General features: G+C 54.9%; 26 protein-coding genes and 1 tRNA gene. 14 read left to right on the top strand and 13 right to left on the bottom strand.

Annotated elements, in window-relative coordinates; all coding sequences use genetic code 11:
* Positions 1 to 25 precede the first annotated feature (25 nt).
* From metW to SH248x_RS06675, 4 genes are all read left to right on the top strand, one after another.
* Complete coding sequence (metW, locus tag SH248x_RS06690) at positions 26 to 649, top strand: class I SAM-dependent methyltransferase (RefSeq protein ID WP_459557744.1); 624 nt, start codon at positions 26 to 28, stop codon at positions 647 to 649.
* A 295-nt stretch (positions 650 to 944) separates the two neighbouring features.
* Entirely contained in the window at positions 945 to 1,616 is a 672-nt protein-coding gene (locus SH248x_RS06685; protein ID WP_459557743.1) for a MotA/TolQ/ExbB proton channel family protein, read from the top strand.
* The gene (locus SH248x_RS06680) at positions 1,613 to 2,413 is read left to right on the top strand and encodes a hypothetical protein (protein WP_459557742.1); all 801 of its coding nucleotides are present in this window, start codon (positions 1,613 to 1,615) and stop codon (positions 2,411 to 2,413) included. The genes SH248x_RS06685 and SH248x_RS06680 overlap by 4 nt, the downstream gene beginning before the upstream one ends.
* Positions 2,414 to 2,446: 33 nt before the next feature.
* On the top strand, positions 2,447 to 2,956 hold the full coding sequence (locus SH248x_RS06675; protein WP_459557741.1) for a hypothetical protein: 510 nt from the start codon (positions 2,447 to 2,449) through the stop codon (positions 2,954 to 2,956).
* Between the two features lie 5 nt (positions 2,957 to 2,961).
* On the opposite strand, the gene SH248x_RS06670 is transcribed toward SH248x_RS06675, so the two are convergent.
* The gene (locus SH248x_RS06670) at positions 2,962 to 4,344 is read right to left on the bottom strand and encodes a bifunctional folylpolyglutamate synthase/dihydrofolate synthase (protein WP_459557740.1); all 1,383 of its coding nucleotides are present in this window, start codon (positions 4,342 to 4,344) and stop codon (positions 2,962 to 2,964) included.
* 292 nt (positions 4,345 to 4,636) lie between these two features.
* On the opposite strand from SH248x_RS06670, the gene sthA reads away from it, so the two are divergent.
* Positions 4,637 to 6,031: a Si-specific NAD(P)(+) transhydrogenase gene (sthA, locus tag SH248x_RS06665; protein WP_459557739.1), complete on the top strand. Its 1,395-nt coding sequence runs from the start codon at positions 4,637 to 4,639 to the stop codon at positions 6,029 to 6,031.
* Between the two features lie 113 nt (positions 6,032 to 6,144).
* On the opposite strand, the gene SH248x_RS06660 is transcribed toward sthA, so the two are convergent.
* Positions 6,145 to 6,669 carry a DUF4211 domain-containing protein gene (locus tag SH248x_RS06660; RefSeq protein WP_459557738.1) on the bottom strand — a complete coding sequence of 175 codons (525 nt, stop codon included), beginning with the start codon at positions 6,667 to 6,669 and terminating at the stop codon, positions 6,145 to 6,147.
* An 87-nt stretch (positions 6,670 to 6,756) separates the two neighbouring features.
* Here SH248x_RS06660 and SH248x_RS06655 point away from each other — a divergent pair, with 87 nt between their 5' ends.
* Together SH248x_RS06655 and SH248x_RS06650 are read left to right on the top strand one after the other, a co-directional pair.
* Positions 6,757 to 7,947 carry a M24 family metallopeptidase gene (locus SH248x_RS06655; RefSeq protein WP_459557737.1) on the top strand — a complete coding sequence of 397 codons (1,191 nt, stop codon included), beginning with the start codon at positions 6,757 to 6,759 and terminating at the stop codon, positions 7,945 to 7,947.
* Positions 7,948 to 8,059: 112 nt separating this feature from the next.
* Positions 8,060 to 8,413: a hypothetical protein gene (locus SH248x_RS06650; RefSeq protein WP_459557735.1), complete on the top strand. Its 354-nt coding sequence runs from the start codon at positions 8,060 to 8,062 to the stop codon at positions 8,411 to 8,413.
* Here the strand turns inward: SH248x_RS06650 and SH248x_RS06645 are convergent.
* Together SH248x_RS06645 and coaD are read right to left on the bottom strand one after the other, a co-directional pair.
* Positions 8,402 to 8,473: transfer RNA gene (locus SH248x_RS06645), tRNA-Asn, on the bottom strand. The two genes, SH248x_RS06650 and SH248x_RS06645, sit on opposite strands and share 12 nt — an antisense overlap.
* A gap of 154 nt (positions 8,474 to 8,627) precedes the next feature.
* The gene (coaD, locus tag SH248x_RS06640) at positions 8,628 to 9,161 is read right to left on the bottom strand and encodes a pantetheine-phosphate adenylyltransferase (RefSeq protein WP_459557734.1); all 534 of its coding nucleotides are present in this window, start codon (positions 9,159 to 9,161) and stop codon (positions 8,628 to 8,630) included.
* A gap of 290 nt (positions 9,162 to 9,451) precedes the next feature.
* On the opposite strand from coaD, the gene SH248x_RS06635 reads away from it, so the two are divergent.
* From SH248x_RS06635 to SH248x_RS06620, 4 genes are all read left to right on the top strand, one after another.
* Positions 9,452 to 9,901 (top strand): Hsp20/alpha crystallin family protein, encoded by a 450-nt coding sequence (locus SH248x_RS06635; protein WP_459557733.1) that lies wholly within the window; start codon positions 9,452 to 9,454, stop codon positions 9,899 to 9,901.
* A 68-nt stretch (positions 9,902 to 9,969) separates the two neighbouring features.
* Positions 9,970 to 10,437: an Hsp20/alpha crystallin family protein gene (locus SH248x_RS06630; RefSeq protein WP_459557732.1), complete on the top strand. Its 468-nt coding sequence runs from the start codon at positions 9,970 to 9,972 to the stop codon at positions 10,435 to 10,437.
* An 85-nt stretch (positions 10,438 to 10,522) separates the two neighbouring features.
* A complete protein-coding gene (locus SH248x_RS06625) occupies positions 10,523 to 11,011 on the top strand; it encodes an Hsp20/alpha crystallin family protein (protein WP_459557731.1) in 489 nt (162 codons plus the stop codon).
* Positions 11,012 to 11,326: 315 nt separating this feature from the next.
* The gene (locus SH248x_RS06620) at positions 11,327 to 11,713 is read left to right on the top strand and encodes a RidA family protein (RefSeq protein ID WP_459557730.1); all 387 of its coding nucleotides are present in this window, start codon (positions 11,327 to 11,329) and stop codon (positions 11,711 to 11,713) included.
* A gap of 69 nt (positions 11,714 to 11,782) precedes the next feature.
* On the opposite strand, the gene SH248x_RS06615 is transcribed toward SH248x_RS06620, so the two are convergent.
* The gene (locus SH248x_RS06615; RefSeq protein WP_459557729.1) at positions 11,783 to 12,115 is read right to left on the bottom strand and encodes a hypothetical protein; all 333 of its coding nucleotides are present in this window, start codon (positions 12,113 to 12,115) and stop codon (positions 11,783 to 11,785) included.
* A gap of 184 nt (positions 12,116 to 12,299) precedes the next feature.
* Here SH248x_RS06615 and SH248x_RS06610 point away from each other — a divergent pair, with 184 nt between their 5' ends.
* Positions 12,300 to 12,632 (top strand): hypothetical protein, encoded by a 333-nt coding sequence (locus tag SH248x_RS06610; RefSeq protein WP_459557728.1) that lies wholly within the window; start codon positions 12,300 to 12,302, stop codon positions 12,630 to 12,632.
* A 64-nt stretch (positions 12,633 to 12,696) separates the two neighbouring features.
* On the opposite strand, the gene SH248x_RS06605 is transcribed toward SH248x_RS06610, so the two are convergent.
* The 3 genes from SH248x_RS06605 to SH248x_RS06595 form a co-directional block, all read right to left on the bottom strand.
* Positions 12,697 to 13,788, bottom strand: coding sequence for a hypothetical protein (locus SH248x_RS06605; RefSeq protein ID WP_459557726.1), 1,092 nt, complete (start codon positions 13,786 to 13,788; stop codon positions 12,697 to 12,699).
* A gap of 105 nt (positions 13,789 to 13,893) precedes the next feature.
* Positions 13,894 to 16,458: a carboxylesterase family protein gene (locus SH248x_RS06600; RefSeq protein ID WP_459557725.1), complete on the bottom strand. Its 2,565-nt coding sequence runs from the start codon at positions 16,456 to 16,458 to the stop codon at positions 13,894 to 13,896.
* A gap of 344 nt (positions 16,459 to 16,802) precedes the next feature.
* On the bottom strand, positions 16,803 to 18,509 hold the full coding sequence (locus tag SH248x_RS06595; RefSeq protein ID WP_459557724.1) for an assimilatory sulfite reductase (NADPH) hemoprotein subunit: 1,707 nt from the start codon (positions 18,507 to 18,509) through the stop codon (positions 16,803 to 16,805).
* Between the two features lie 279 nt (positions 18,510 to 18,788).
* Here SH248x_RS06595 and SH248x_RS06590 point away from each other — a divergent pair, with 279 nt between their 5' ends.
* A complete protein-coding gene (locus SH248x_RS06590; protein WP_459557723.1) occupies positions 18,789 to 19,286 on the top strand; it encodes a phosphatidylglycerophosphatase A family protein in 498 nt (165 codons plus the stop codon).
* A 214-nt stretch (positions 19,287 to 19,500) separates the two neighbouring features.
* The gene (locus tag SH248x_RS06585) at positions 19,501 to 20,370 is read left to right on the top strand and encodes a bifunctional 5,10-methylenetetrahydrofolate dehydrogenase/5,10-methenyltetrahydrofolate cyclohydrolase (RefSeq protein ID WP_459557722.1); all 870 of its coding nucleotides are present in this window, start codon (positions 19,501 to 19,503) and stop codon (positions 20,368 to 20,370) included.
* Between the two features lie 98 nt (positions 20,371 to 20,468).
* On the opposite strand, the gene SH248x_RS06580 is transcribed toward SH248x_RS06585, so the two are convergent.
* The 5 genes from SH248x_RS06580 to groES all read right to left on the bottom strand — a co-directional run bounded on the left by SH248x_RS06580 (position 20,469) and on the right by groES (position 23,899).
* The gene (locus SH248x_RS06580; RefSeq protein ID WP_459557721.1) at positions 20,469 to 20,978 is read right to left on the bottom strand and encodes a hypothetical protein; all 510 of its coding nucleotides are present in this window, start codon (positions 20,976 to 20,978) and stop codon (positions 20,469 to 20,471) included.
* Positions 20,979 to 21,070: 92 nt separating this feature from the next.
* The gene (locus SH248x_RS06575; RefSeq protein WP_459557720.1) at positions 21,071 to 21,373 is read right to left on the bottom strand and encodes a type II toxin-antitoxin system RelE/ParE family toxin; all 303 of its coding nucleotides are present in this window, start codon (positions 21,371 to 21,373) and stop codon (positions 21,071 to 21,073) included.
* On the bottom strand, positions 21,370 to 21,651 hold the full coding sequence (locus SH248x_RS06570; protein ID WP_459557719.1) for a hypothetical protein: 282 nt from the start codon (positions 21,649 to 21,651) through the stop codon (positions 21,370 to 21,372). The genes SH248x_RS06575 and SH248x_RS06570 overlap by 4 nt, the downstream gene beginning before the upstream one ends.
* 150 nt (positions 21,652 to 21,801) lie before the next feature.
* Entirely contained in the window at positions 21,802 to 23,427 is a 1,626-nt protein-coding gene (gene groL, locus SH248x_RS06565) for a chaperonin GroEL (RefSeq protein WP_459557718.1), read from the bottom strand.
* Between the two features lie 151 nt (positions 23,428 to 23,578).
* The gene (gene groES / locus SH248x_RS06560) at positions 23,579 to 23,899 is read right to left on the bottom strand and encodes a co-chaperone GroES (protein WP_459557717.1); all 321 of its coding nucleotides are present in this window, start codon (positions 23,897 to 23,899) and stop codon (positions 23,579 to 23,581) included.
* Positions 23,900 to 23,978 lie beyond the last annotated feature (79 nt).

Genomic DNA, 23,978 nt, shown 5'->3' with positions numbered 1-23,978 from the left:
GTGCCTTTGTGGTGAAGATTCCGCAATGCCCCGTAAACGCTACTGCATGCCGGACCCCTCTGCGGTCTTGACGGATAAGATCATCAAGGCCCACATCACTCCCGGTACGCGCGTCATCGACATGGGGTGTGGCGACGGGCGTCTGCTGGTCACGCTGCGGGACCAGCATCAATGCGATGTTCTGGGAGTCGAAGTCGAGCAGGATGAGTTCGTCTCGGCTGTCTCAAAAGGCCTGCCAGTCATTCGTGCGGACCTTGATCAAGGTCTCTCTGACATCCCCGACGACAGTTTCGACTTCGCAGTTCTCAGCCAGACCCTCCAGCAGGTCCGTCACCCCGTCAAACTGCTCGAAGAAATCCTGCGGGTCGCAAAGATGGCAATCGTCGTCGTTCCCAACTTCGGCCACTGGCAGGTCCGTCTCCAGGTGCTGCTGCAAGGCCGCGCCCCAGTCACTCAGCAGCTGCCGTATCAGTGGTACAACACGCCAAACATCCACTTCATGTCGATGCACGACTTCCGCGATCTGGCCATCCAGGGAGCATTCCGAATCGTCAAAGAAATCCCGATCATCGGCACCAGAAACACCGAACGCCCCTTCGCCCCGAACCTGCGCGCCAAGAACGTGCTGTATATTCTCGAACGAGCGTAGACGTATTCCGGTGTAGGGTGCCGGTGAGTCTCCGAACCGCACCAAATGTGCTCACAAAGTCGCTTGGCCTACGAGGGCGTATTTGGTGCGGTTCGCAAAGCCTCACCAGCACCCTACTATTCCTTCCAGTTCACGTTCGTTACGGCGCACCTACCGCTGAAGAATCTGCTTTTCGGTGACAAATAACCTGTCAAACTTCACGGTAAAAAGCTATCGTCAGTCTGGCTTCCTTTGCGTCTTCGCGCCTTCGCGTTGACAACCTTCTTTCCGCTTCGACTCTGTGAAAGCGACCTTGATGCCCACGGCCGACCTTCTTGTCTACCTCTCCTCGATCTCGACAACTGTCATCGTGGCCGTGTTTGGAGCGCACCTGTTCCTGATGCTCATTCTGAAAATCTGGGCATCGTGGAAGTGGAGTCGGATCTCTTCGATGCTCGATGATTTCACCCGCAAGCTCTCCAACCGCAGCATTCTCGATCGTCATGCTCACAAGTCGGATCAGATCGATGCCTTTCTCGCAGACGTCGGCGACGTCCTGGAAGATCCCTCTCGCGACACGGATCGACGCACCCTGCTCATGCGAATCAGCGTTCTTGATGAGAAACGCTATTACCTCGGCTCACTCGCCTTCGAGACCGTCTACAACCTGTGTCGCTCAATGATTGAAGCCTACCCGCTCGCCGGCGTACTCGGAACCGTCCTCGCGATCGGCTCTGCCCTCCAGCAATCAGCGGCTGTCAGCGCGGAAACAACGCTCAATAACATCGTGACTCGCTTCGGCGATTCGATCTGGTCGACCTTCGCGGGCCTGTCTGCTGCGATCGTCCTCATGTTTCTCAACAGCCTGCTGGAACCAAACTTTGTGCGCCTGACAGAACTGCAGCAACAAGTCCGCCTGATGATCGGCCGCGTAAAGCGTGAACTCTCCATGAGCCATCGACTCCACTCGCAGGAGTCCCAGTCATGATCGCTTCCCGTAAACGAATCACCCTCCAATTAACGCCGCTGCTCGACCTGCTTCTGATCGTCGTCTTCGCACAGTTCATGCTCGTCAAACAGTCGTCGACGCGCGTGGAAGCCAAGCTGTCCGAAGAGAAGAGCTCACTCGACTCGAAGTCACAAGAGCTCAGCCGACTGGAACTCCTCCTGGCAGAACTTCAAGCCGCACTCAAAGACGCGAAGACCCAGGCCAACCAGAGCGAACTCGAGAAATCCTCCGCAGAGAACCGCGTTGGACAGCTCCAATCACAACAGCAGCTGATTGCAGGCTATCTGCGTTCGTTATTTCAAGACACGGCCAACAAGCTGAATGCCCCCGACGCCGCTGAGAACATCCGCTTCGTCGATGACATTACCGCCAAGATCGCCAAAGACCAGACCCAGCAGCTCGCCCAGGCTTCTCCCGGCAAGATCATCCGTCACGTGCTGACATACGAAGAGGTCATCAAACGGACTGACCTGTGGGATATGCACGTCACGTCGCAGAATCTGATTGTCCTCAAGACGCCCAGTCGGACAGTCGAGTTTCGCGCCTCGACTCCGCAGGAGTTCACCACACAAGTCTTCTCCTTATACAAATCGATCTCGCAACCCAAGGGGCTCGTCATTATCCTCTACAGCTACGGCGATGCCCGTGCCGACGTGCGACAAGCCGTCGAACAAGGAATCCCGATGGTGACGGAGCGAATGAGAGCCGATGCTGGCACACTGACTCGCTTCGAATACGCCAACCTTGGCTTCCAGGAACAATCCACGCTTCCTTAACAACACGACAACAGACTCGAAGGTGCTCGAATCATGAGAAGACTAGCCGGCCCAGCCCTCCTCGGAGTTCTTGCACTCACATTCATCCTCGGCAGCCTCTTCAAAGGACCGGGACTTGGTGGCGGAAACGGCGTAGGCGATTCGAAAGAACAGCCCGCCCAGGAATCGGCGAAATCCGATCAGCCTCTCAACGTCGATAAAGTCCCGCCTGCTCCGACCCCTGCCTCCACATCCGCAACCACCTCATCACCTTCAACCGCGTCGCCAGATGACTACCCACGTCCTCTGATGATCTCCATTGCTGAATATCAATTCGCCGTCCTGACGAGTGAGAAGACGACCAGGATCATGCCGCTGGAAGAGGTCGTCATGCTGGTCAAAAACACCCCCGCCGATAAAAGCGGCGTCCGCGCCCGCGTCTCACGCCACGTCAACGCACAGGCCAAAGCAGAAGAAGACTTCAAACAGCTTCTCGAAAAATCCGGCGTCGAACCAACCTCAGTCATCTGGGCTCCGGACCTGATTCCAGAAACCGTGCAGTGATCAACTCACGAAAGATCCGCTCGCCTTCGAGCCAGATACCCCCGCATCTCGGCCGCTAAGAAAAACGAGCCCGAGATACAAATCAAATCATCCGGCCCCGCCTTGGCAATCAGATCCTCTAACGCGTCTTGCGGGACATCGTTTTCCGCGATGCTCGCAGTTGTCTCGAACGTCTTCAAGATCTCCGCCAGATCCGACGGCTGGGTGGCTCGTGGATTTTCCAGGTAACGCGTGACCGTGATCTCATCAAAGTAACCCGCAAGTGGTTGCAGAATCTCAGCGATTTCTTTGTCCTTGCTGCAGGCCACCAGCAGATACTTCCGCTTCACCGACAGTCCCTTGAGCGTCCGCACCAATGCTTCTGCAGAAGGGCCGTTGTGCGCGACATCAAGAATGATCATCGGCTTGAGTGAAACCTTCTCGATCCGCATCGGCAGACGACTCTCAACAACGGCGCCTCGAATCTGATCGTTGCTCAGAACCACACGCGAGTCAGCGTGCATCAGCTGCGAAATCATGCTGACGGCCGTCGCGGCGTTATCGATCTGATGTGCACCGCAGACGGAGAGTTCAAGATTGTCGAATTGATGGTAAGGAGTTCTCACGGTGAAGGTCGCTGTGGGCTTGGCTTCCGTCCAGAACTCCGCGACTTCAATCCGAATATCACTCCCCAGTTCCCACTCCGGGCTCCCTCGCTCGATGGCAACCTGATGAACGACTTCCCTCGCCTCCATCGAATTCGCGGCATTGATGACCGGAACTCCCGGCTTGATGATCCCTGCTTTCTCCCAGGCGATCTGTGAGATCTCCTCACCCAGAACTTTGACGTGATCGCGTCCGATGCGCGTAATCGCCGTCACGACCGGTTGGCACAGGTTCGTACAATCCAGTCGTCCGCCCAGACCAACTTCAAAGACAGCATAGTCGGCTTTCTGACGTACGAAATGCAGCCACGCCAAAGCGGTCGTGATTTCAAAAAACGTCGCAGACGATAGCAGGTCTTCCGTGCTCTCGGAGACGCGCGAAATGAACTCGTTCAACAAAGCAATCATGTCGTCAGGCGACATCATCTCGCCATTGACCGTCATCCGCTCTTCAAAGCGATGGATGTGCGGCGACGTAAACAGCCCGATCCGTTGGCCGGTTTGCTGCAGGATCGACGCTGCAAACTGGCAGGTCGAGCCCTTCCCCTTTGTCCCCGCCACATGGAGGATCGGAATCGCCAGGTGCGGGTCACCCAGCTGCGCGAGGATCAGACGCATCCGGTCGAGTTTGAGGTCGTGAGCTTTCTTGACCTCGGGCGTGGTCCGCTCGAAATTCGTTCGCTGGTAAAGAAACTGCTCGCAGTCCTGGTAGGTCGTCAGCACTGCGGGAACGGTCTGGCTCATGAACGAATCGATCGAGGGATTGGGCGTGTGAAAATGCACTCTGACTATACATCGTCCCCACCGACAACACCAGTATCAGGGAGCGCCTCCGCCCCCTTAACAAATGCACCGACTTGGATAGAAGACCGCGTCCATTCAGACAATCTTGCGGGAAGAGGGATCACCCGCTAAAGTGCAAAAGTCCGCCTCTCCCATGCACAATGAGTGTGCGCGCACGTCGGGCACCCGACAACAGACGGACCTATGTCCCAGCAGCAAGACGATTGCCAGTACCAAGGAGAACGCAGCGCCCATGAGTCTACATTACGACGTCATCGTCATCGGGACCGGCCCGGGTGGAGAAGGGGCTGCCATGCAGGCCATCAAGGAAGGCAAGCAGGTCGCTGTCGTTGAGAAATACGTCGAAATCGGCGGCGGTTGTACCCACTGGGGAACCATTCCAAGTAAAGCGCTGCGCTACTCGATCTCCCGCATGGTCGAGATCCGCAACAACCCGCTGTTCCGTGAAATGGGCGTCCACTCGAACCCATCCTTCCCCAAGCTGCGAGCCAGCGCGTCTTCGGTCATTCGCAAACAAGTCGACATGCGCAACGGCTTCTACGTCCGCAACGGCGTCGACGTCATCCATGGCCACGCCAGCTTCATCGAACCCAACAAAATCAAAGTTCATCGCCCTTCCGGCATCGTCGACGAATTCACAGCCAGCTCGTTTGTCATTGCCACTGGTTCACGTCCCTTCCGCCCTGCTGACATCGACTTCAATCATCACGCCGTTTTCGACAGCGACACGATTCTCAAACTCGACCACACCCCACAATCAGTCACGATCTACGGTGCAGGCGTCATCGGTTGCGAATACGCGTCGATGTTCCGCAACCTCGGCTGCAAAGTGAACCTCGTCAACACCCGCGAGAAACTCCTCGAATTCCTCGATGACGAAATCATCGACGCCCTCAGCTATCACCTGCGAGATTCGGGCACCCTCATTCGCCACAGCGAGACGTACGACCGCGTCGAAGGAGTCGACGATGGCGTCATCCTTCACCTCAAGTCCGGAAAAATGCTCAAGACGGATATCCTCCTCTGGGCCGCAGGTCGACAGGGAAATTCAGATAATCTCGGCCTCGATAACATTCCGATGTCTCCCAACAAGCGCGGCCACATCGAAGTCAACGACCACTTCCAGACGGCTGTCCCGCACATCTACGCCGTCGGCGACGTCATCGGACCACCCTCTCTCGCCTCTGCCGCCTACGTTCAAGGGCGTTACGCCGCGATGCACATGATCCACGGCAGCTGCAAAGAAGCCATGGCGAAAGACATCCCGACCGGGATTTACACCAGTCCCGAGATCAGCTCCCTCGGCAAGAACGAGCGTGAACTGACCGAGATGAAGGTCCCCTACGAAGTCGGCCATTCCATGTTCAAATCACTGGCCCGCGCCCAGATCACCGGCCAGACCGTCGGTATGCTCAAGATTCTCTTCCATAGAGAAACCCTGGAACTCCTTGGCATTCACTGCTTCGGCGCCAACGCCTCCGAAATTATCCACATCGGCCAGGCCATCATGTCCCAGCCACACCCCAACAACACCTTGAACTACTTCTTCACCACCACCTTCAACTACCCCACCATGGCCGAAGCCTACCGCGTCGCCGCCCTCAACGGCTACAACCGCCTCTTCTAGCCTCCCAAAATAATCCAACGAGCCGCTAACTCGCCTGTGTGCCACGGCTGTGTCAGCCGTGCGATCGCGCAGTAGAACGTCCATTCCCACGTCAGCAATTGCCACGACGTGACCTACTCACTGCGCGCCGCATCGACAAGCTGCTTAAACGTCTCCCGAACAGTCTTATGCAGATATCGCGAAAACGACTTATCCAGCTTGTTCGCGACAATCAGCTCGACAATATCGGCGAAGTCTTTGTGTGTTCGCCGTATACTTCCCGTTCCGGAAGCGAGTTTCATCTCGATGAGCTTGGCGAGTTTTAGGACGCTGAACCCCTCGATCTGCTCGACAAAACGAGAGTCCGCAGGATCAGCAATGTGAACAGCCTGCCCCTTGCCAGCCCTCTCCGCTGCTAACAGAAATCGAACCGCGATCCCATCCACAATAAGAGATTCGCTCGTCGTATCCACGTAGCCTTTCGCAACCACAATATCGACATCAGTCGTATTCCGTTGATAGCCATGCAAACATGTCGCCACCCCGCCGCAAATGGCATAGGGAATGCCAGCCTCTGTCAAAATCTGGTGAACTCTCTGCGCAGCTCCCCACAGAGTTTCGTTTCCCAACATCGCATAAACTTTCTGTGCAGAGATCATCGTTTCACAGCCCTAGACCAAACCCCGTTCCCCAGCTATTTTGAACTCTTCGCTCACGCCATCAGTCCGACAAGGAAGTATATCACGATGTTCGATCTCAACGCGATTCAAAATGCTCTTACCGACGCAGGCCTCGATGGCTGGCTGTTCTACGACTTCCGCGGCCAGAATCCTCTCGCCACCCGCATCCTGCAATTCCCCATCGGCCAGCACTCGACTCGTCGCTTCTTCTACTTCGTTCCCGCCCACGGCGAGCCGGTCAAGATCGTGCATAAAATCGAGTCGACGGCGCTCGATCACCTCCCTGGCAAAAAATTCATCTACCTCGCCTGGCAGCAACTCGAAGCCTTCCTCCAGGAAGCGCTGGCCACCTCCCGCGAAATCGCCATGGAATACTCCCCCATGAACGCGATCCCGTACGTCAGCAAAGTCGACGCAGGGACCGTGGAACTTATCCGCTCCTTCGGCGTGACCGTCGTCTCCTCAGGCGATCTGATTCAATTATTCGAAGCCGTCCTCACCCCCGACCAATGGGCAGGTCACCAGGAAGTCTCGAAGTACACCGAAGAAGCCTTCGAACTCGTCTGGGCCTTTCTCGCCGACCAGATCAAAGCCAAAGGGGAAGTCGACGAGAAGGACGTCCTCAATGTCATCAACAATCAGTTCCGCAAGCACGATCTCTTCTGGGACCACGATGCCATCGTCGGCGCCAACGCGAACGCCGGGCTGCCCCACTACACGACCGGCACCGGAGCTAACACAAAGGTCCGCAAAGGGGATCTCCTCCTGGTTGACCTGTGGGCCAAGCTCAAAAAACCGGGCTCAATCTACAGCGACCTGACCAGAACCTGCGTCATCGGCAAAGATCATAATCCCAAGTACGACGAGATCTTCAAGATCGTCATCGACGGCCGCGACGCAGCGTTGAACCTCGTCAAACAAGCCGCCGCGAAGAAAGAAACCGTCACCGGCGCCGCCGTCGACCGCGCCTGCCGCAAGGTCATCACCGACGCCGGCTACGGCGACTTCTTCACCCACCGCACCGGTCACAGCCTCGGCCAGGAAGGCCACGGCAACGGCGCCCACATCGACGATATCGAAACCTCCGACAGCCGCTCCCTGATCCCCGGCACGATGTTCACCATCGAACCCGGCATCTACCTCCCCGAACAAAACATGGGCTTCCGCAGCGAAATTGATGTCTACCTGACAGCTGACTTCGAAGTCATCGTGACCGGCGGCACCCCACAAACCGGCCTGACCGTCATCGACGTCTAATAAACCGTGAGGGTAAGGGCTCGCCAGCGTCCAGTCCGAACTGGAGCGTCTAGAGGCGGAAGAGAACCAGATCAAGGCGAAGCTGTCCGATATCGCAAGGCGGCAGAAACCGATGGAACGCATCAGCGACGACGCGAGAGCATTCCTGGAGATCTGGCAGGATATTGGCGAGTTGCTGCTCTCGGCAACGCCCGAGGAGCAGTTGCAACTGCTCCAGCATTCCATCAAGGTGATTGATCGCGGCGGCAATGACCGCGAGACCCGCACCGGCACCTACACGATGCGGTTATTTCCGGAAGTGCGGCCGGACAGGGGATTCGATTTTGGCGGCGGGGAAGGGACAGACGACCCAAACCCTTGCCCGGAAATGACAAACGGGATTATCTCCAAGTCTGGAAACAATCCCGCGTGTATTAACCATGGACGGCATGGGGCCCATAACCGTCCAGAAAGGCTCCCCGGGTAGGATTCGAACCTACAACCTGCCGATTAACAGTCGGACGCTCTACCATTGAGCTACCAGGGAATGTCACCCGCAGCGGTTCGAACGGTGAAGCTCGAATTGACCACAGGTGTCGAGCGATATTGATATCGGATTTGTGAAGGTGATTCAAGCGAACTGCACTGCACTCATCTGCAAATTGACATAATGCCAACCGCCAAGGTTCGCAGATGCTCCCTCAGTGTGGCATCTTGTACTTGCCCATCATCTTTTCACCCACAAACGGCGTCACGAAGGCTGCCAGCTTCGTCTGGACGTCCTGGCGGGCCATTTTGGCAATTTGCTTGATCAAACTGCTGGAAATATGCGTGTATTGCTCGCTCGCCATAAAGAAAACCGTCTCGACATTGGGCTCAATAGCATGATTGGCCAACGTCATCGTAAATTCCGACTCAATATCCGACAGCGTTCGCACGCCGCGAACCAGGACCCCTGCTCCGCGTTCACGCAGAAAGTCGACCGTTAGTCCTGTGAAACAGGCAACTTCGACGTTTTTGAGGTGCTTGAGTTCCGTCGTCGCAATTTCCAGACGCTCATCAGGCGTAAAAAGAGGCGATTTTTCCGGATTCACGCCGATCGCGATCGTCACCTTCTTGAAAATCTTGGCCGATCGTTCAGCGATATCAAGGTGTCCCAAAGTCATGGGATCAAAACTGCCCGCATAGACAGCATGCTGAGGATCGAAGGCCATCGTAGGTGACTTTTTCGCCATGGTAACAGCCTTCAATCGATTCCAATAAATATCTACCGGGTCTGCCGTTGTGACACGTCTTAAGAAGTTACGGTTTTCGAGGCAGCTACTTGACTTTCTGTAACTGTCTAACTGTCAACAAGATGTGGCTATAACGCATCTTGAAATGTTGTGACGGAATAGAAATTGCCCACTTCATATTCTGCGATCGCGCGCGCCATTTCTGACAGTTGGACACAACGTCTTTCAGTGTATCGGGAAACGGCGCTTCTCGACGTAAGTTTTTTGTCTGAGGGAGCTTCGGAAACACTATGGCGGTATTTCGCTGGGGATCTACATGGAACTCGATTCATGATCTCGAACGGGAGATGGATCGCCTTTTGCAAAGCGTGAACCTGAGCTTCCACAGCCTGCGGGTCAATCGCCCTTACCCTGCGATCAACATTTACGAACGCCCCGACGAGTTTCTGCTCACTGCAGAGATTCCCGGTACAAAATCAACTGATCTGGATGTGAGCATCTCCGGCAACATGCTCACCATTCGAGGCATCCGCCAGCCCGATCAAAATATTCCGGAAGAGCTTTATCGACGTCGCGAGAGACGCTTCGGAAAATGGGAGCGAACGATCTCTCTTCCCGATAATGTCGAAGACGAACGCATGAGCGCAACTTTCCTCGCTGGCGTCTTACAACTCCACATTCCAAAAACCCCCAAGCAGACGCCACGCCAGATTCCCGTCAGCGATGGCGGATCCGCGTAATTCACGATCGTTGCAGCGCGTTTTGTCAGCCATGGTCGAGCATTCCTGTTTGGTGAGAGGATCTGAAAATGTCTGGGGATCAACTGCCTTCTGTTCCACACTCCTCGTCGGGAGAGGTAACGCAATCCCAGGCGATCTCCGTCAAAGTCAATCAGCCGTCAAGCAACGAAGATGACGACGTCGGGATCGCAGCCGTCCCGTCTCGCCTGCTGTTCAATCCGCCCATCGACATTTACCAGAACGATGCCGGCTTGGTTCTGATGGCTGACCTGCCTGGCGTTACGATCGAAACACTCGAGCTTCAAATCCAGGATGCCAAACTGATCCTGTTCGCACGCGTACAGAAGGTTCCCCCGCCCGATGCGATTCCCCTTTATCAGGAGTATCAGGTCGGCGACTTCCTCAGGTCGTTTATTCTCACAGAAGAGATTGACTACGAACGAATAACTGCGAAACTGAATCATGGGGTGTTGGAAATCGTTCTGCCTAAAGCTTCAAAAGCGCCTCCGCGAAAGATCGAAGTGCGAACGGAATAGTTCGGCAGAACTCAGGTGACTGAAAAGAAATGGTTACCGATACGGCAACCTCAATTGACCGAATTTACCCTTTGAGGAGACAGCCATGGCCTATTCATCCAACGTCAATAACACCGTCGAAAAGTTCAAACAGGAAATTGACCGCCTCGTCGATATGACTTGGTCACAAGGCGAACGAGCCCTCGACGCCTTCCGTCAGTTCCGCTCCGACGGCGGCCCACTCACTCCGGCCGTTGACCTCATTAACTCCAGCGACACGCTCGTCGTCGTCGTCGACCTGCCTGGATTAACGGCCGAGCAGGTTGAACTGACGCTCGTCGGCAACATGCTGACCCTTCGCTCTGCCACACCTGAACTGCAATTGCAGGAAGGTGATCGCCTTCAGGTCCGCGAACGCCCTTTCGGCAAGATCGAACGCACCGTCGCCCTGCCCGTGCCAGTCAACGCAGAACATGTCGAAGCCGAAATGCGCAACGGCGTCCTGCGAGTCACCATGCAAAAAGCCACCTCCGCCCGCTCCATCCAAATCGCCGTCCACGGCGACACCTCGACTCCAGTGTCTTCGTACTCGTAATGGCTTGCTTTCGTCCCTTCTCCCTTGAGGGGAGAAGGTGTCAGCACAACACCTTAGGTGTTTACTTAACACAGTGCTGACGGATGAGGGTGGGCGACAGGCATTATTACGCCGCCAAAGTCTCTATTGAAGTGCGGCATTTTCTTAACCTCACAACCTTAAGCGTCGCCAGCTACAGGCGACGTTTTTTCTTTCCATAACCAACGCCCACGACCGCCTCTCCCCCACTGCACTTGAGTTGCCACCTCATTCCACTATCATGCAAAACATGTCACCTGCCTGAACATTCCAATCATTTGCAGAAAGCGCTTCGTCATGGCCCGTCAGCTCATTTCTACCGGCTCTAAGTGGGAACCGATCATCGGCTATTCTCGAGCGGTGAAGGTCGGAAACTCGATCTTTGTTTCGGGAACAACGGGCAGCGGCGCAGATGGCAAGATCGTCGGCGATAACGACCTTTACGCACAGACAAAGCAAGCCATCCTCAATATCGAAACCGCCCTCAAGCAAGGGGGCGCAACTCTTGCCAATGTCGTCCGCACCCGCGTCTATGTCACAGACATCTCCCGCTGGGAAGATGCCGCCAAAGCTCACGGCGAATTCTTCTCCGAGATCCGCCCCGCCATGGCAATCGTTGAAGTCTCCAAACTGATCTCCAGCGAGATGCTCGTCGAAGTCGAAGCGGATGCAGTCATTGAGTAGTTCTTGATCGTAGCCTATGACAATCGAGGGGAGCCAAACGAATGTTTGGCTCCCCTTTTTTTATTGCTCCTACCGGTGATTCCCCTTCACGTGCTGCACAAAGCGATAAATCATCAGGTAGATCCCGCTGCCGAAAATGCCGATGACCATTCCCGCCAACCCGCCAGCAATACCGGCAAAGTACCAGGGCATATCAGGGTCCGTGTTGTATACGAAAAACAAAACGACTCCCACGACTGCAAAAATCAGCGTGGAAATCGCGACGAAGATCGCCTGGAAAACATTGTCACTCTTCCGGACGTTTAAACCGACCATCGTATCGGAAACGATGTTATACGCTGCTCCTAACTCGGAGTGCTCTGGATCGGGCTGCGCATTGGGAGGAGCATAGGGATTCGTCATGAGAAAATCAGCTATTCGAAGAGAATCTCAGGAACTGCGGAGCGCGTATCACAAAACATTCTATCAGGCCGTTCTGATGATGAAATCCGTCTCAAAAAAATCTCTGTAACAGTCTCGATGAAACTCCGCTCAAGAAAGTGTTCACAACGAACGCCAACTTTCTTTCAGATTCAGGAGAGACATCATGTCAAAGTTTATCACCACCCTGGCCCTCGCCATCTCAATCTCGTTTGCATTTGGCGTCGCTCAGGTAAATGCGGGTGGCTTCAATAACGGCTTCCATCAGGGGAATTTCGCCCACAAACAGTTCGGATTTCAGCATCAGCAAAAGTCCTTTTTCAAGCCACAATTTGGCGGCGGATTTGGCCCACACTTCGGGCATGCCAAGCCTGGTTTTCAGTTCGGCCAGTCTAAGCCTCACTTCCCTGCTCAACCATTCCCGTTTCACTCACATCATCACCACTTCGGAAACGGATTCAACAACTTCCATGGCAACAAGTTTGGTGGGTTCCGTTAGAAATCACTAAGCCCGCATGAGACTCATCTCATGCGGGCTTTTGTCATTCATCGTTCTGCTTCGATCACTCAAACCGATACTGCTTATGGCAGTCCGTGCAGACCTGATTCATCTTGTTGAACTGCTCCTGAAAAGCAGCGAACGTTTCTGTATCGGTCGCAGAACGTGCTGCCACTCCGATGTCCGACATCGTCTTCATGTAATCCTGATAGATCTTCTCATCCGCATAGACATAGTCCGGCGCACGCAGCAGCATCCCCATACTGGCCAGGAACTGAAGCTCGGCAGAGGCCTGCTCCTTTTGTCCTTTGAACGCTGGCTCGTTCTGATTGGACGTCTTCAAGACATCGATCGATTTCTGCATCCGCCGCATGATCCATTCGCGATCTGCACTGCTTGCCACCGACGCATTTTCATCCGGTGCAGGTGCATTCGAAGGATTCCCGCCATCCAGGATCACGATGATCTGCTCAAACGGCAGCAGCACCTTATCATACGGGTCGCGTCCAACTCCCGAGGCCCCGGAACTCACCTTGCCCGCCAGATCTCGCAGCAGGATCGCTTTCTGTTTCCAGGGCAGAGTTCCCGAATGCTCATGCCCAATCTGCGCCAGGCCAGCCAGCGTCGATCCCAGAATCTGCACACTCGCAAAATCACGATTGTACGAACCGACCGATGTCATGATCCGAGTCAGTTCATTGCGAATCGACTTCACTTCATTCTGAATCGTGTCCGTAGTGATCAAACTGTTCCAGTCCGTCGCCCCTGCTGCGACCGGAGTCGGCGCCGTCGCAGGAGCCGATCCCGCTCCGCCGCTTCCCATTCCAGAAGCAGCAACAGGAGTCGCTGTCCCGCCCGTTGCTGAGGTTCCTGCATTTCCTGCGACCATCACCGCAGCATCATTACTGATGACGGCAACCGGATCGTCAAAGAAGACGTCATAAACATCAAATGGGACATCCCCCAGCCATTTCTGCCCCTTGTCGTCGGTTCGAATTGGCGAGTTGCTGTCCGCAACTTGCGTATTCTCGGTCGCAGGTGTTGGCGTAGAAGGTGTCGCGGTATTCGACGTCTGCGGAGTTTCATTGCCCCCGCTACAGCCTGCGATGAGAAGCATCAGAGTTGTGGCAACAGGTAGATTGATCGTCGATCGCATCGTGTCGGGCCCATCTGGATGTGAGTCGAGGCAGAGATAAGAAATGCGCCGCTGAGAGAATCTCCACAGCGACGCATCCATCATAACCAATTTGATGCCAGAAACTCAATTCGCCATGAAGAGTTGCGGAGCACCACCAGAAGCCGGCGAACGGTACTCATACACTCCTCCCACAGGCAGCGTGAATTCCACATCGCGACCATCCACCTTACGACTGAACTTATAAGGATAAAGCGTCGTAAAGGCATGATTACGTCCCCCCGGCAGACTGAAATCACTCCATGGGCTGACCTTGGTGGCGATCCGGTAATCAAGTGGCTCGTCGGACTTGTTGATCAGACGAATCTTGCCCGGCCCAAACGAGGCCTGCAGATTGACGTTATCAGTCGACAGACGGGTCATCGTCAGTCGAGCCAGCCCGATCGGAACGGTCGGCGACTTGAGCTGGACCATCTTGTCGTGATCGATCCAGTCATTCCACCCTGTTTTGAAACGATCCTGAATCTGGGCGACCTGGGCATCGTCCAATTTGATCTCACCCTTCTCGGTCGAGATCTTGAGGACCGGATCCCCGATCCACTGCATCGTCAGTTCATTTCCGCGGGTTGGCGTGTCCGCGACATCCAGTTTCAACGACTGAGCCAGATCAATTCGCAGACTCGTCACCAGCGTCTCCTTGCCCTGCTCGGTGGAATAGACATCAAGCATCAACCCCTTGGTTCCAATCTGGTATTCCGCCGAATTTGCATTCGGCTTCACCATGACCGGATCCACCAGTCGGAGATACGCTTCGCATCCCTTCCCTTCAAAAGCCTTCTTCATCTCCTCTGACAAAGACGACCAATACTCCGCGTTCGCGAACTCATAGAAGCTCTCCACCGGAACATCTTTGACGTGCACTTCATTCAGATCTGATTCAATGATCTGACGATTGAAGGCTTCGAACAACCCCGTATCGATATTCACTCTCAGCAGTTCTTCATCGCCCAACGATCCCATACTCGGAGACTTCGCCCCCTGAATCGTCGCGACGATTGGCTTGGACTGATCAGCTCCCGCCAGTTTCCCGCTGACAACCCCCAGACGAATCGCGATTCCGTTTCCATTGACATCAACGGCTTCAGGAAAGATACGTGCCCGTGGCTGGTAAAACGGCATCGGCCACATCCCGGCCAGCACATCCTCGCCCTGCGAGAAGTCGAGCGAACTGTTGATCGTCTCTTCAAATGTACGAACAAGCGTCGGAGCGACCCGTCGAACTTCCTGTTCCATGCGACCCCGACTTCCATACAGCCCGCTGACAATCCCACTTCCAACACGTTCCGACGTCACTCCCCATCCACTGGTGCCCGTGACGACGGGCGTACTGACTGAAAAATTATCGGCAGGGATATCAAAATCCGCCGCGACAAATTGAAACGCGAATCGCCCGTTGTTGACTTGAGGACGAACTCGCAACGACAAATTCACCGGATAACGATGACCGACAACAATACTGATCGGCCCAGTCGACGCCGCCTGACGTCGAACGCCTCGAATGCTGGTTCGCCCCAGCGTCATCCTAATCGGCGATAACCCAATATTGGCAGTCATTGTCCCATCGCCATTCGCGATGACATCAATCTTCGAGACATTCGCCACATACGAGTTTCCCGAGAAGGTCACATCAAACGAATAGCCTTCTGCAGATGTCGTCGTCGAAATCGCCTGCACCGGACCGCTGAATGGCCTTTGTTGCATCTGCTCAGTCAGTGTCCTCGATAAATAGGCAATCATCGAAGGAGAAATCATGACTGAAGCGGCCTTGGAGATCGTCATGCCGGGCGTAAATGGCTGAGTTCCATAAGATCCAAACGGCAGACTCACATTGCCCGCACGATATCGATCCCCATCGACGAGATCCTCGGGAACTGTCTTTGGATTCTTCATCCACTGATAAAGCGCGGGATTCGCATACGCCACCAGCCACGAATCGTGTCCAACCTTCGGAAACACGGTCAAGGCAGCCGAGCCCCCCGCATTCTTGACCGCATCGGTCATCTCGTGAGCACGTGCAACGGGCACAAGCTGGTCATCAGTCCCATGAAAACTCCATGCTGGAATCGACTTCAACGAGGCGGCCATCGAAACATCGCCTCCACCTGCAATCGGTACGAGTGCAGACCACATGTCCGGAGAAGCAGCCGCGATCGACCAGACTCCATATCCCCCCATCGACCAGCCCGTCAGAACTCGTTTCGTGTTATCAATCGAATAGTCGGCTTCGACTTGTCGCAGAATCGCAAACATCCTCTCTGCGGGCTTGGAAGTCGGTGCCCAGTGATCCAGTAAACGTCCACGCAGCTTGGGTGCCTGCGGGAAAACCACGACCGCACCCGGATCAACAACGCCCGACTCCAGAAACGGTCCCAGCCCGATCGTCGTCTGCAACTTACCATCCACGCCACGCTCCCCGGCCCCATGCAGGAACACAATCACCGGCCACTTGCGCGAAGGGGTGTAACCCCGAGGCAGAAAGACCTGATACGGATACGTCCCCGTATCATCCTGAATCGTCTTCATGACAAATCGGCCACCCGCAGGTGCCTGAGCGAATGTGTCGATCGTCAAGGTCGTCAAAATCAACAACAGCAAGAAGGACGTCGAGAGCAGCGAACGTACAGCAGTCATTTCAGAACCCCGTTTCCATCGTACGATAAGCAATCCGTTTGGTCCTCCAGACCTCTACTGTCCGCTTCAGTGCGTTTTCCCATTTTATTCATTCATGCTCCCCAAACAAACGGTCTGAATGAATATCTCATGGATGAAAAGTGATTACTCAATAAAAAAGCGAACGCAGCCGGGGGGGGCTTGCGTTCGCTCCTGAGTCTTCTACTGTCCATTCTCGCTTGAGAGGAGCCGTCTTCCGTCCCTTCTCCCTTGAGGGGAGAAGGTGCCCGAAGGGCGGATGAGGGTGGGCGATAGGCAATCGTTCGCTCAAATTGCTCAATCAACTCTAGGCAACATATCTCCTCCTACGCCGATTGCTCTGCCAGCTTCTCAGCCCCGAGTCGCTCGCAGAAGTCTCCAAACTTCTCCCCTTCATTCCGCTGAGCCTTGTAAACCGTCAACACGCGACCAATCGTTGGAATCAGGTCATCGTGGGGAATCATGTCTTTGAAAATATACCCCAGTCGCGACCCGACATTGTTCCCACCCAGAAACAGCGTGTACTTGCCAGCGGCTTTCCCGACGATCCCGATGTCCGGCGTATAGGGACGAGCACACCCATTCGGGCAACCTGTCATGTGCATCGTGATCTTCTCACCTGTCAGACCAAGTGAATCGAGATGCCCTTCGACACCCGAAACGATCTCACCAAAGATCCGCTCTGACTCAGTCACGGCCAGTCCACACAGCGGCAACGCCGGGCAGGCAATCGCGTTGAGACGGAAGAAAGTCTGATCTTCTGCCAACTTGATCCCGTTACGAGTCAGAATCGACTCGATGTCTGCTTTCCACGCCGGATCGATGTCACACAGAATAACTGACTGCAACGCCGTCAGACGTGACTCGATATCATACTTCGCAAACAGCTCGCGAAACGCCGTCTTCAGTTTGAGATCGCCCTCGTCCTTGAGACGTCCACATTCGACGTTGACCCCCAGGAACAGCTTCCCATCCCCCTGTTCACGCCAGCCCATGTAGTCATCGGCGGCGGTGACTTCCATTGGCTTGGCGTCTGCGATCGGACCGCCGTAGTACTCTTCGACCTTGGCTTTGAACTTCTCGATACCCCATTCATGCACGAGGTATTTCATCCGCGCAACCTTGCGATCAACGCGGTTACCAAAGTCCCGCTGAACCTTCACGACCGCTTCGGCAATCTGCAGCACCTGATCGTAAGGAATGTAACCCAGCAGCTGACCCAACGCGGGGAAAGTCTTCGCAGCTGATGGTGTCCGCCCCATCCCGCCACCAACAAGGACGTTGAATCCAACAAGATCATCATTCTCGACAATCCCCATGAACCCGATGTCCTGCGTGTAGGCATCGACGTGATTATCGTTGGCCATCGCAAAACCGATTTTGAACTTCCGTGGCAGATAGGTATTGCCATAGATCGGCTCTTCGACCGGGGTGAACTCCGCTGCGTTAAACGAATTGCCCTCGTCATCTTTCAGCCAGAGTTCGTAGTAAGCCGTCGAACGCGGTTTCAGATGCTGAGACAGTCGATCCGCGACGTCCTGCATCTGATCCATGACCTTGTTGTTCTTATACGGCGGCGGGTTACACATGACGTTGCGATTCACGTCGCCGCAGGCAGAGCTGGTCGTCAGATGAATCTTGTTGATATGGTTGATGACTTCTCGCAGGCTGCTTTTGGGCACGCCGTGAACCTGGAAGCCCTGACGTGTCGTAATACGAACCGTTCCGTTCCCCAGTTGATCACCCAGATCCAGGTGTCCCAGGAACTGAGCCGCTGTTACGCGACCACCCGGGATCGCAGAACGAATCATGCACGAATATTTCTTGCCCAGAGGCTTCCCATCAGCATCCTTGGCCTTGCGAGTATCGCGGTCATCCTGCTGATAACTGCCGTGGAACTTGAGGATCTGAATCGCGTCTTCTGTGAAGTGATCAGTGCCGTTATGCAGCTCTTCGATCAGCGCGCCTCGCAGCTGATGACTCTCTGCTTTGAGGTATTCGTTCTTGCTCAGTTTGACGTCTTCGTCAGCCATGATGGACTCGTACTTTATTGAACTTGTATGGGCGTGGATGTGTTTGAATCGGAGGAAAACATAGAGCCTATCCGTTGACCTCCCTCTCCCCTTGGGAGAGGGCCGGGGTGAGGGTTTCCGAATAGGTTTTTAGACGGAAGTCGTTGATGATTCCGTCAGAGGGATGGTGAAAGGTCAGGGCTGGAGTATAGTGAACCGGTGGAAAGGTGCAAATCCAACTTTGACCACCCGGCTAAACTCGAATGTTCAGCCGCAGAGAAGATTAACGCGGGGAATTTGATGCAGTCTGTTCGTACATTTGCCCTTCTATTGGCGACGGGTCTGGGCATCGGCTACCGTCAGCCCGCTCCCGGAACGCTCGGGACCCTTTGGGGAATTGTACTCGCCTTGCCTCTGATGAGAATCCAGCATTTTGATGCTCAATCCTATACTGCGGCATTTTTGCTGATGATCGCTTGCTATTTCACCCTCGGCTGGGTCATTTGTCACCTTGCCCTCCCTTTGTGTAAGCGGGCCGGCCTGCAGAAAGTCGATCCGCAGGAGATTGTCTGCGACGAATACACCGCCTTCCCGATCGTCATGGCATTTGTCCCCGTGAACATTTCCACGCTACTGCTTGGCTTTGTGATGTTCCGCGTGTTCGATATCATCAAGCCCTGGCCCATTCGACGCCTCGAATACCTCCCGGGCGCCTGGGGCATCATGGTCGATGATTATATGGCTGCCTTCCTCGGCGCCTGTACCTACGGCGCCATCTGGCATCTGCTATTTTCCTGAGAGATTTTTGATAACAATCGAGACTGAACTCCATTCAATATCTTCTTTCCCTTCTCCCTTGAGGGGAGCGGTTTTATGTCCCTTCTCCCTTGAGGGGAGAAGGTGCCCGAAGGGCGGATGAGGGTGGGCGCTAGGCAAGGGATTGCTTCCATTCGCTTATCCAAGCATCAGGCAACTGTCGAATCTTCACTCAACTCCTGACCGAAAGACACACATGACGGCCCGCGTCCTCAACGGCAACACGCTCGCCAAGAAACTCCGCGAAGAACTCCAGGCAGAAGTCGCAAACCTGACCGCAACCACCGGAGTCAAACCCTGCCTGGCTGCGATCCTCGTCGGCAGCAATCCCGCGAGCGAGGTCTACGTCCGCAACAAACGCTCCGACTGCGAAAAAGTTGGCATGACCAGCCAGCTGCACGTCCTGGAAGAGACGATCACGCAAGACGAACTGCTGCAACTGATTGACAGACTCAATTCAGACCCGCTGGTTCACGGAATTCTCTGCCAACTGCCCCTTCCCAAACACATTGAAGAACAAACCATCCTCGACGCGATCACCCCGCTGAAAGATGTCGACGCCTTCCACCCGGAAAACGTCGGCCTCCTCGTCCAAGGCCGCCCTCGCTTCCTGCCCTGCACCCCCGCTGGCTGCCATCTCATTCTCAAAGACGCCGGGATTGAAACAGCCGGCAAACACGTCGTCGTTTTAGGCCGCAGCGAAATCGTCGGCAAACCGATGGCCAACATCATGCTGCAAAAAGCCCCCGCCGGAGGCGACGCCACCGTCACCGTCTGCCACAGCCGCACCCAAAACCTCGCGGAAATCATTAAACAGGCCGACATCCTCATCGCCGCCATCGGCAAACCCAAATTCGTCACTGCCGACATGGTCAAGGATGGGGTCGTTGTCATCGACGTCGGCATCAACCGCATCGAAACCGGCCTCGTCGGCGACGTCGACTACGAATCCGTCGCCCCCAAATCCATCGCCATCACCCCCGTCCCCGGCGGCGTCGGCCCGATGACCAGAGCCGTTCTACTCAAAAACACACTCAAGGCCGCCCAGCTCGCCGCAGGAAATTGATCCTTCTCCCTCGGGGAGAAGGTGGCCGAGTCTTCGAGGTCGGATGAGGGAAGTCTGCAATAATCGCTCAAGTATTTTTCTAAGTAGGATCTGTTCCATCAAGCAATCGGCTTAACCCCCTGCGTCGCCAAAATCTGCCGAATTGCCCCGAGGTGGTACGCACTGTGTGCCAGACTCGCAATCGTCCCACACGCTGCCAGATGATCCCATTCCGTCCTCTCCTGGACATGCCCCATCCATTCCTCGACACCATCGCGAAACCGTGACCGCAAGTCGTCCCACTGATCCTCAGTGACATGCGTCCGCTTCCAACTCTGTGACCAATCCGCATCATTCCAAGGCTCCGGCTCTCCATTCGCCCAGCGATTCAGCAGGCTGATACCGTAGAGAACGTGATCGACATGAGCCGCGATTGTCGTCAACCCCTCGACATTCCGCGTCGAGGCAACATCTGCCGAAACCCTGCCAAGCTGCTCGAGCATCCCCGGATCACCCGGATTAAGCATGAACCCGCCCGACTCCGGCGTTCCGTTGAAGAGTTCATTCAGGAGATGTAACGTCGCCTGATGAAGTGCAGAATTGTGAAGGGCAAGTGGGGAGTCGCTCATGGCCAGTCCTTTCGATCAAGTCGGAAGACGTCCCATTCATCATCCCCGCACCACCGACCCTGCACAAATCCAAATTGCCATCTTTACCGGACTCAGAGCTTCCAGTTCATGTAGTCTTGGCTCTGATTACAAATACGGAGTACTTCAACACCATGGGAAACATAGCGGTAAACGATGACCCAGCGTTTGAAGTGATAAAGTCGGACGTCCACTCCGATATCCGGGGCGGATTGTACCATGCGGGTCGTCAGGGACAACTCAGCAATATGATCACAGGTTTCGATGATCTGGTCACCGATTCGAATCGCAGACTTCGGATCAAATTTGCTCTTTGCAATAAATAAGATGATCCCCTTGAGATCCCGTTTGGCCTGCGACGAAATGATGGCTTTCATTCGGCAGGAACCCCTTCATCGCGCAGGAAATCTCGCATCTCCTTCTTTAACTTCTCTGCGTCAAATTCTTCATACCTGCCCGCAGCAAGATCCTCATCAGCCACCGCCACCATCGCCTTCAGCTTCGCGATCACATCCGGATTGCTCAAATCAATTGGTAATTCCTCGTACAAATTGTCGAGCGCCGTGTTCAACACCTCATCGACAGACTCATAATTCCCGGTGTCCATAATCTTCTGGACTCTTGCTTCTAGCTCTGGGGATAACTGTATCGCCATGGGATCGCTCCTTTTATTCCAGCATATCCTGCAGAAACAAAGCCTGTCAAAACAAAGTATTAACTCTGATGCGCGCAGCAAAAGACCCCGGCAGCGAACCGCCGGGGTCTGGTAATCACGTTGTCAGCTCACAATGTTCCGTAAGCAGTCTTAGTACATGCCGTCGTGGTCATGACCGCCAGCTGGCTTCTTGTCTTCCTTCTTCGGTGCTTCTGCAATCAGAGCATCGCTGGTCAGGAGGAGAGTGGAAACTGAAGCGGCGTGCTGCAGAGCAGAACGGGTCACCTTGGCTGGATCGATCACGCCAGCCTTGACCATGTCTTCGTACTTCTCAGTAGCAGCGTTGAAGCCCATGTTGCCTTCGAGCTCAGAGACCTTTTCGCAGATGACGCCGCCATCGAGGCCAGCGTTGTTAGCAATTTGGGTCAGAGGAGCACGGCAGGCACGCAGGATGATCTTGTAACCGACTTCTTCGTCGTGGTTGACCTTGCGAGATGGCTTGACGGCATTCGAAGAACGCAGCAGAGCAACCCCACCACCTGGAAGAATACCTTCTTCGACGGCAGCGCGGGTTGCGTGCAGGGCGTCTTCAACGCGGGCCTTCTTCTCTTTCATTTCGCTTTCGGTGGCTGCACCGACGTTGACTTGAGCAACACCGCCAGCCAGTTTGGCAACGCGTTCTTCGAGCTTCTCGCGATCGTAATCGCTGGAAGAAGCTTCGAGTTCGCGACGGATCTGCTCGATACGAGCCTTGATGTCGCTGGTCTTGCCCAGACCTTCGATGATCGTGCAGTTGTCCTTGTCGACAACAAGTTTCTTGGCACGACCGAGGTCAGACAGCTGGACGTTTTCCAGCTGAATGCCCAGGTCTTCGAAGATACAGGTTCCACCGACCATGACGGCGATGTCCTGCATCATGGCTTTACGGCGATCGCCATAGCCAGGAGCTTTAACAGCACAGATCTTGAAGGTGCCGCGGAGCTTGTTGATGACCAGAGTCGCGAGTGCTTCGCCGTCGATGTCTTCAGCGATGATCAGCAGTGGCTTACCAGACTGAACGACCTTCTCCAGGACAGGAACGAGGTCCTTGATGTTGCTGATCTTCTTTTCGTGGATCAGGATGAAGGCGTCGTCCAGTTGACACTCCATGGCCGTTGGATCGGTCACGAAGTAAGGAGACAGGTAACCGCGGTCGAACTGCATTCCCTCGACGACTTCGAAGTTCGTTTCGAGAGACTTGCCTTCTTCGACGGTGATCACACCATCTTTACCGACTTTTTCCATTGCATCAGCCAGAATCTGGCCGATTTCGGTGTCGCCGTTGGCAGCGACGGTACCGACTTGAGCGATTGACTTCTTCGTCTTGCACTCAATGGACATGCCTTTGAGGAACGCCGTGACGTCGCTGACAGCCAGATCCATACCGCGCTTCATATCGAGCGGGCTGACACCGGCGACAACAGATTTCAGACCTTCGTTGTAGATGGCTTCAGCCATGATGGTCGCGGTGGTGGTCCCATCGCCGGCGACGTCCGAGGTTTTGCTCGCGACTTCACGGACCATGCGGGCGCCCATGTCTTCGAACTTGTCAGACAGTTCGACTTCTTTAGCAACCGTCACGCCGTCTTTGGTGACGAGCGGAGAGCCGAAAGATTTTTCGATAATGACGTTGCGACCGCGTGGTCCCAGCGTGACTTTGACAGCGCGGGCGAGTTTAGAAACGCCGCGACGCATTGCTTCCTGGGCTTCCTGATCAAAGGCGATCATCTTGGCCATGTGTAGAAACTCCTAGAGAGATTGATTTTATGTGAAAAGTATTTGTATCGTCCCTTCTCCCTTGAGGGGAGAAGGTGCCCGAAGGGCGGATGAGGGTGAGCGATAGGCAAGAGAGGGCCATCATTCGCTCATGAAACATCATGCATCGCTCTTAGTAAGTCGCGAGAATATCCGACTCACGCATCAGCAGGTATTCTTCGTCGCCGACTTTGATCTCGTCGCCAGCGTATGAGCTGAAGATGACCTTGTCGCCCGCCTTGACGGTCAGCGGAGCCTTTTGGCCATTGCTCTTCACGTGGCCTTCACCAATCGCGATGACTTCACCACGCTGTGGCTTGTCTTTGGCAGAATCTGGCAGGACGATTCCACCAGCGGTTTTTGCTTCCGCAGCTTGGCGCTTGATGACAACTTTGTCACCCAGTGGAACGATCTTGATCGTAGTAGCGGTCGCAGTGGCGGACTTCTTGGCCATTCCCAACTCCTGAAGGATGTTATTCAGTCAACAACTTGTCTGCATAAAATAGGATTGCCCGGTCGAATCCGGGACACAC

This window comes from Lacunimicrobium album (genome assembly GCF_052161635.1).
Taxonomy (GTDB): Bacteria; Planctomycetota; Planctomycetia; order Planctomycetales; family Planctomycetaceae; genus SXPC01.
This window is presented reverse-complemented; position numbering and strand designations above follow the sequence as displayed.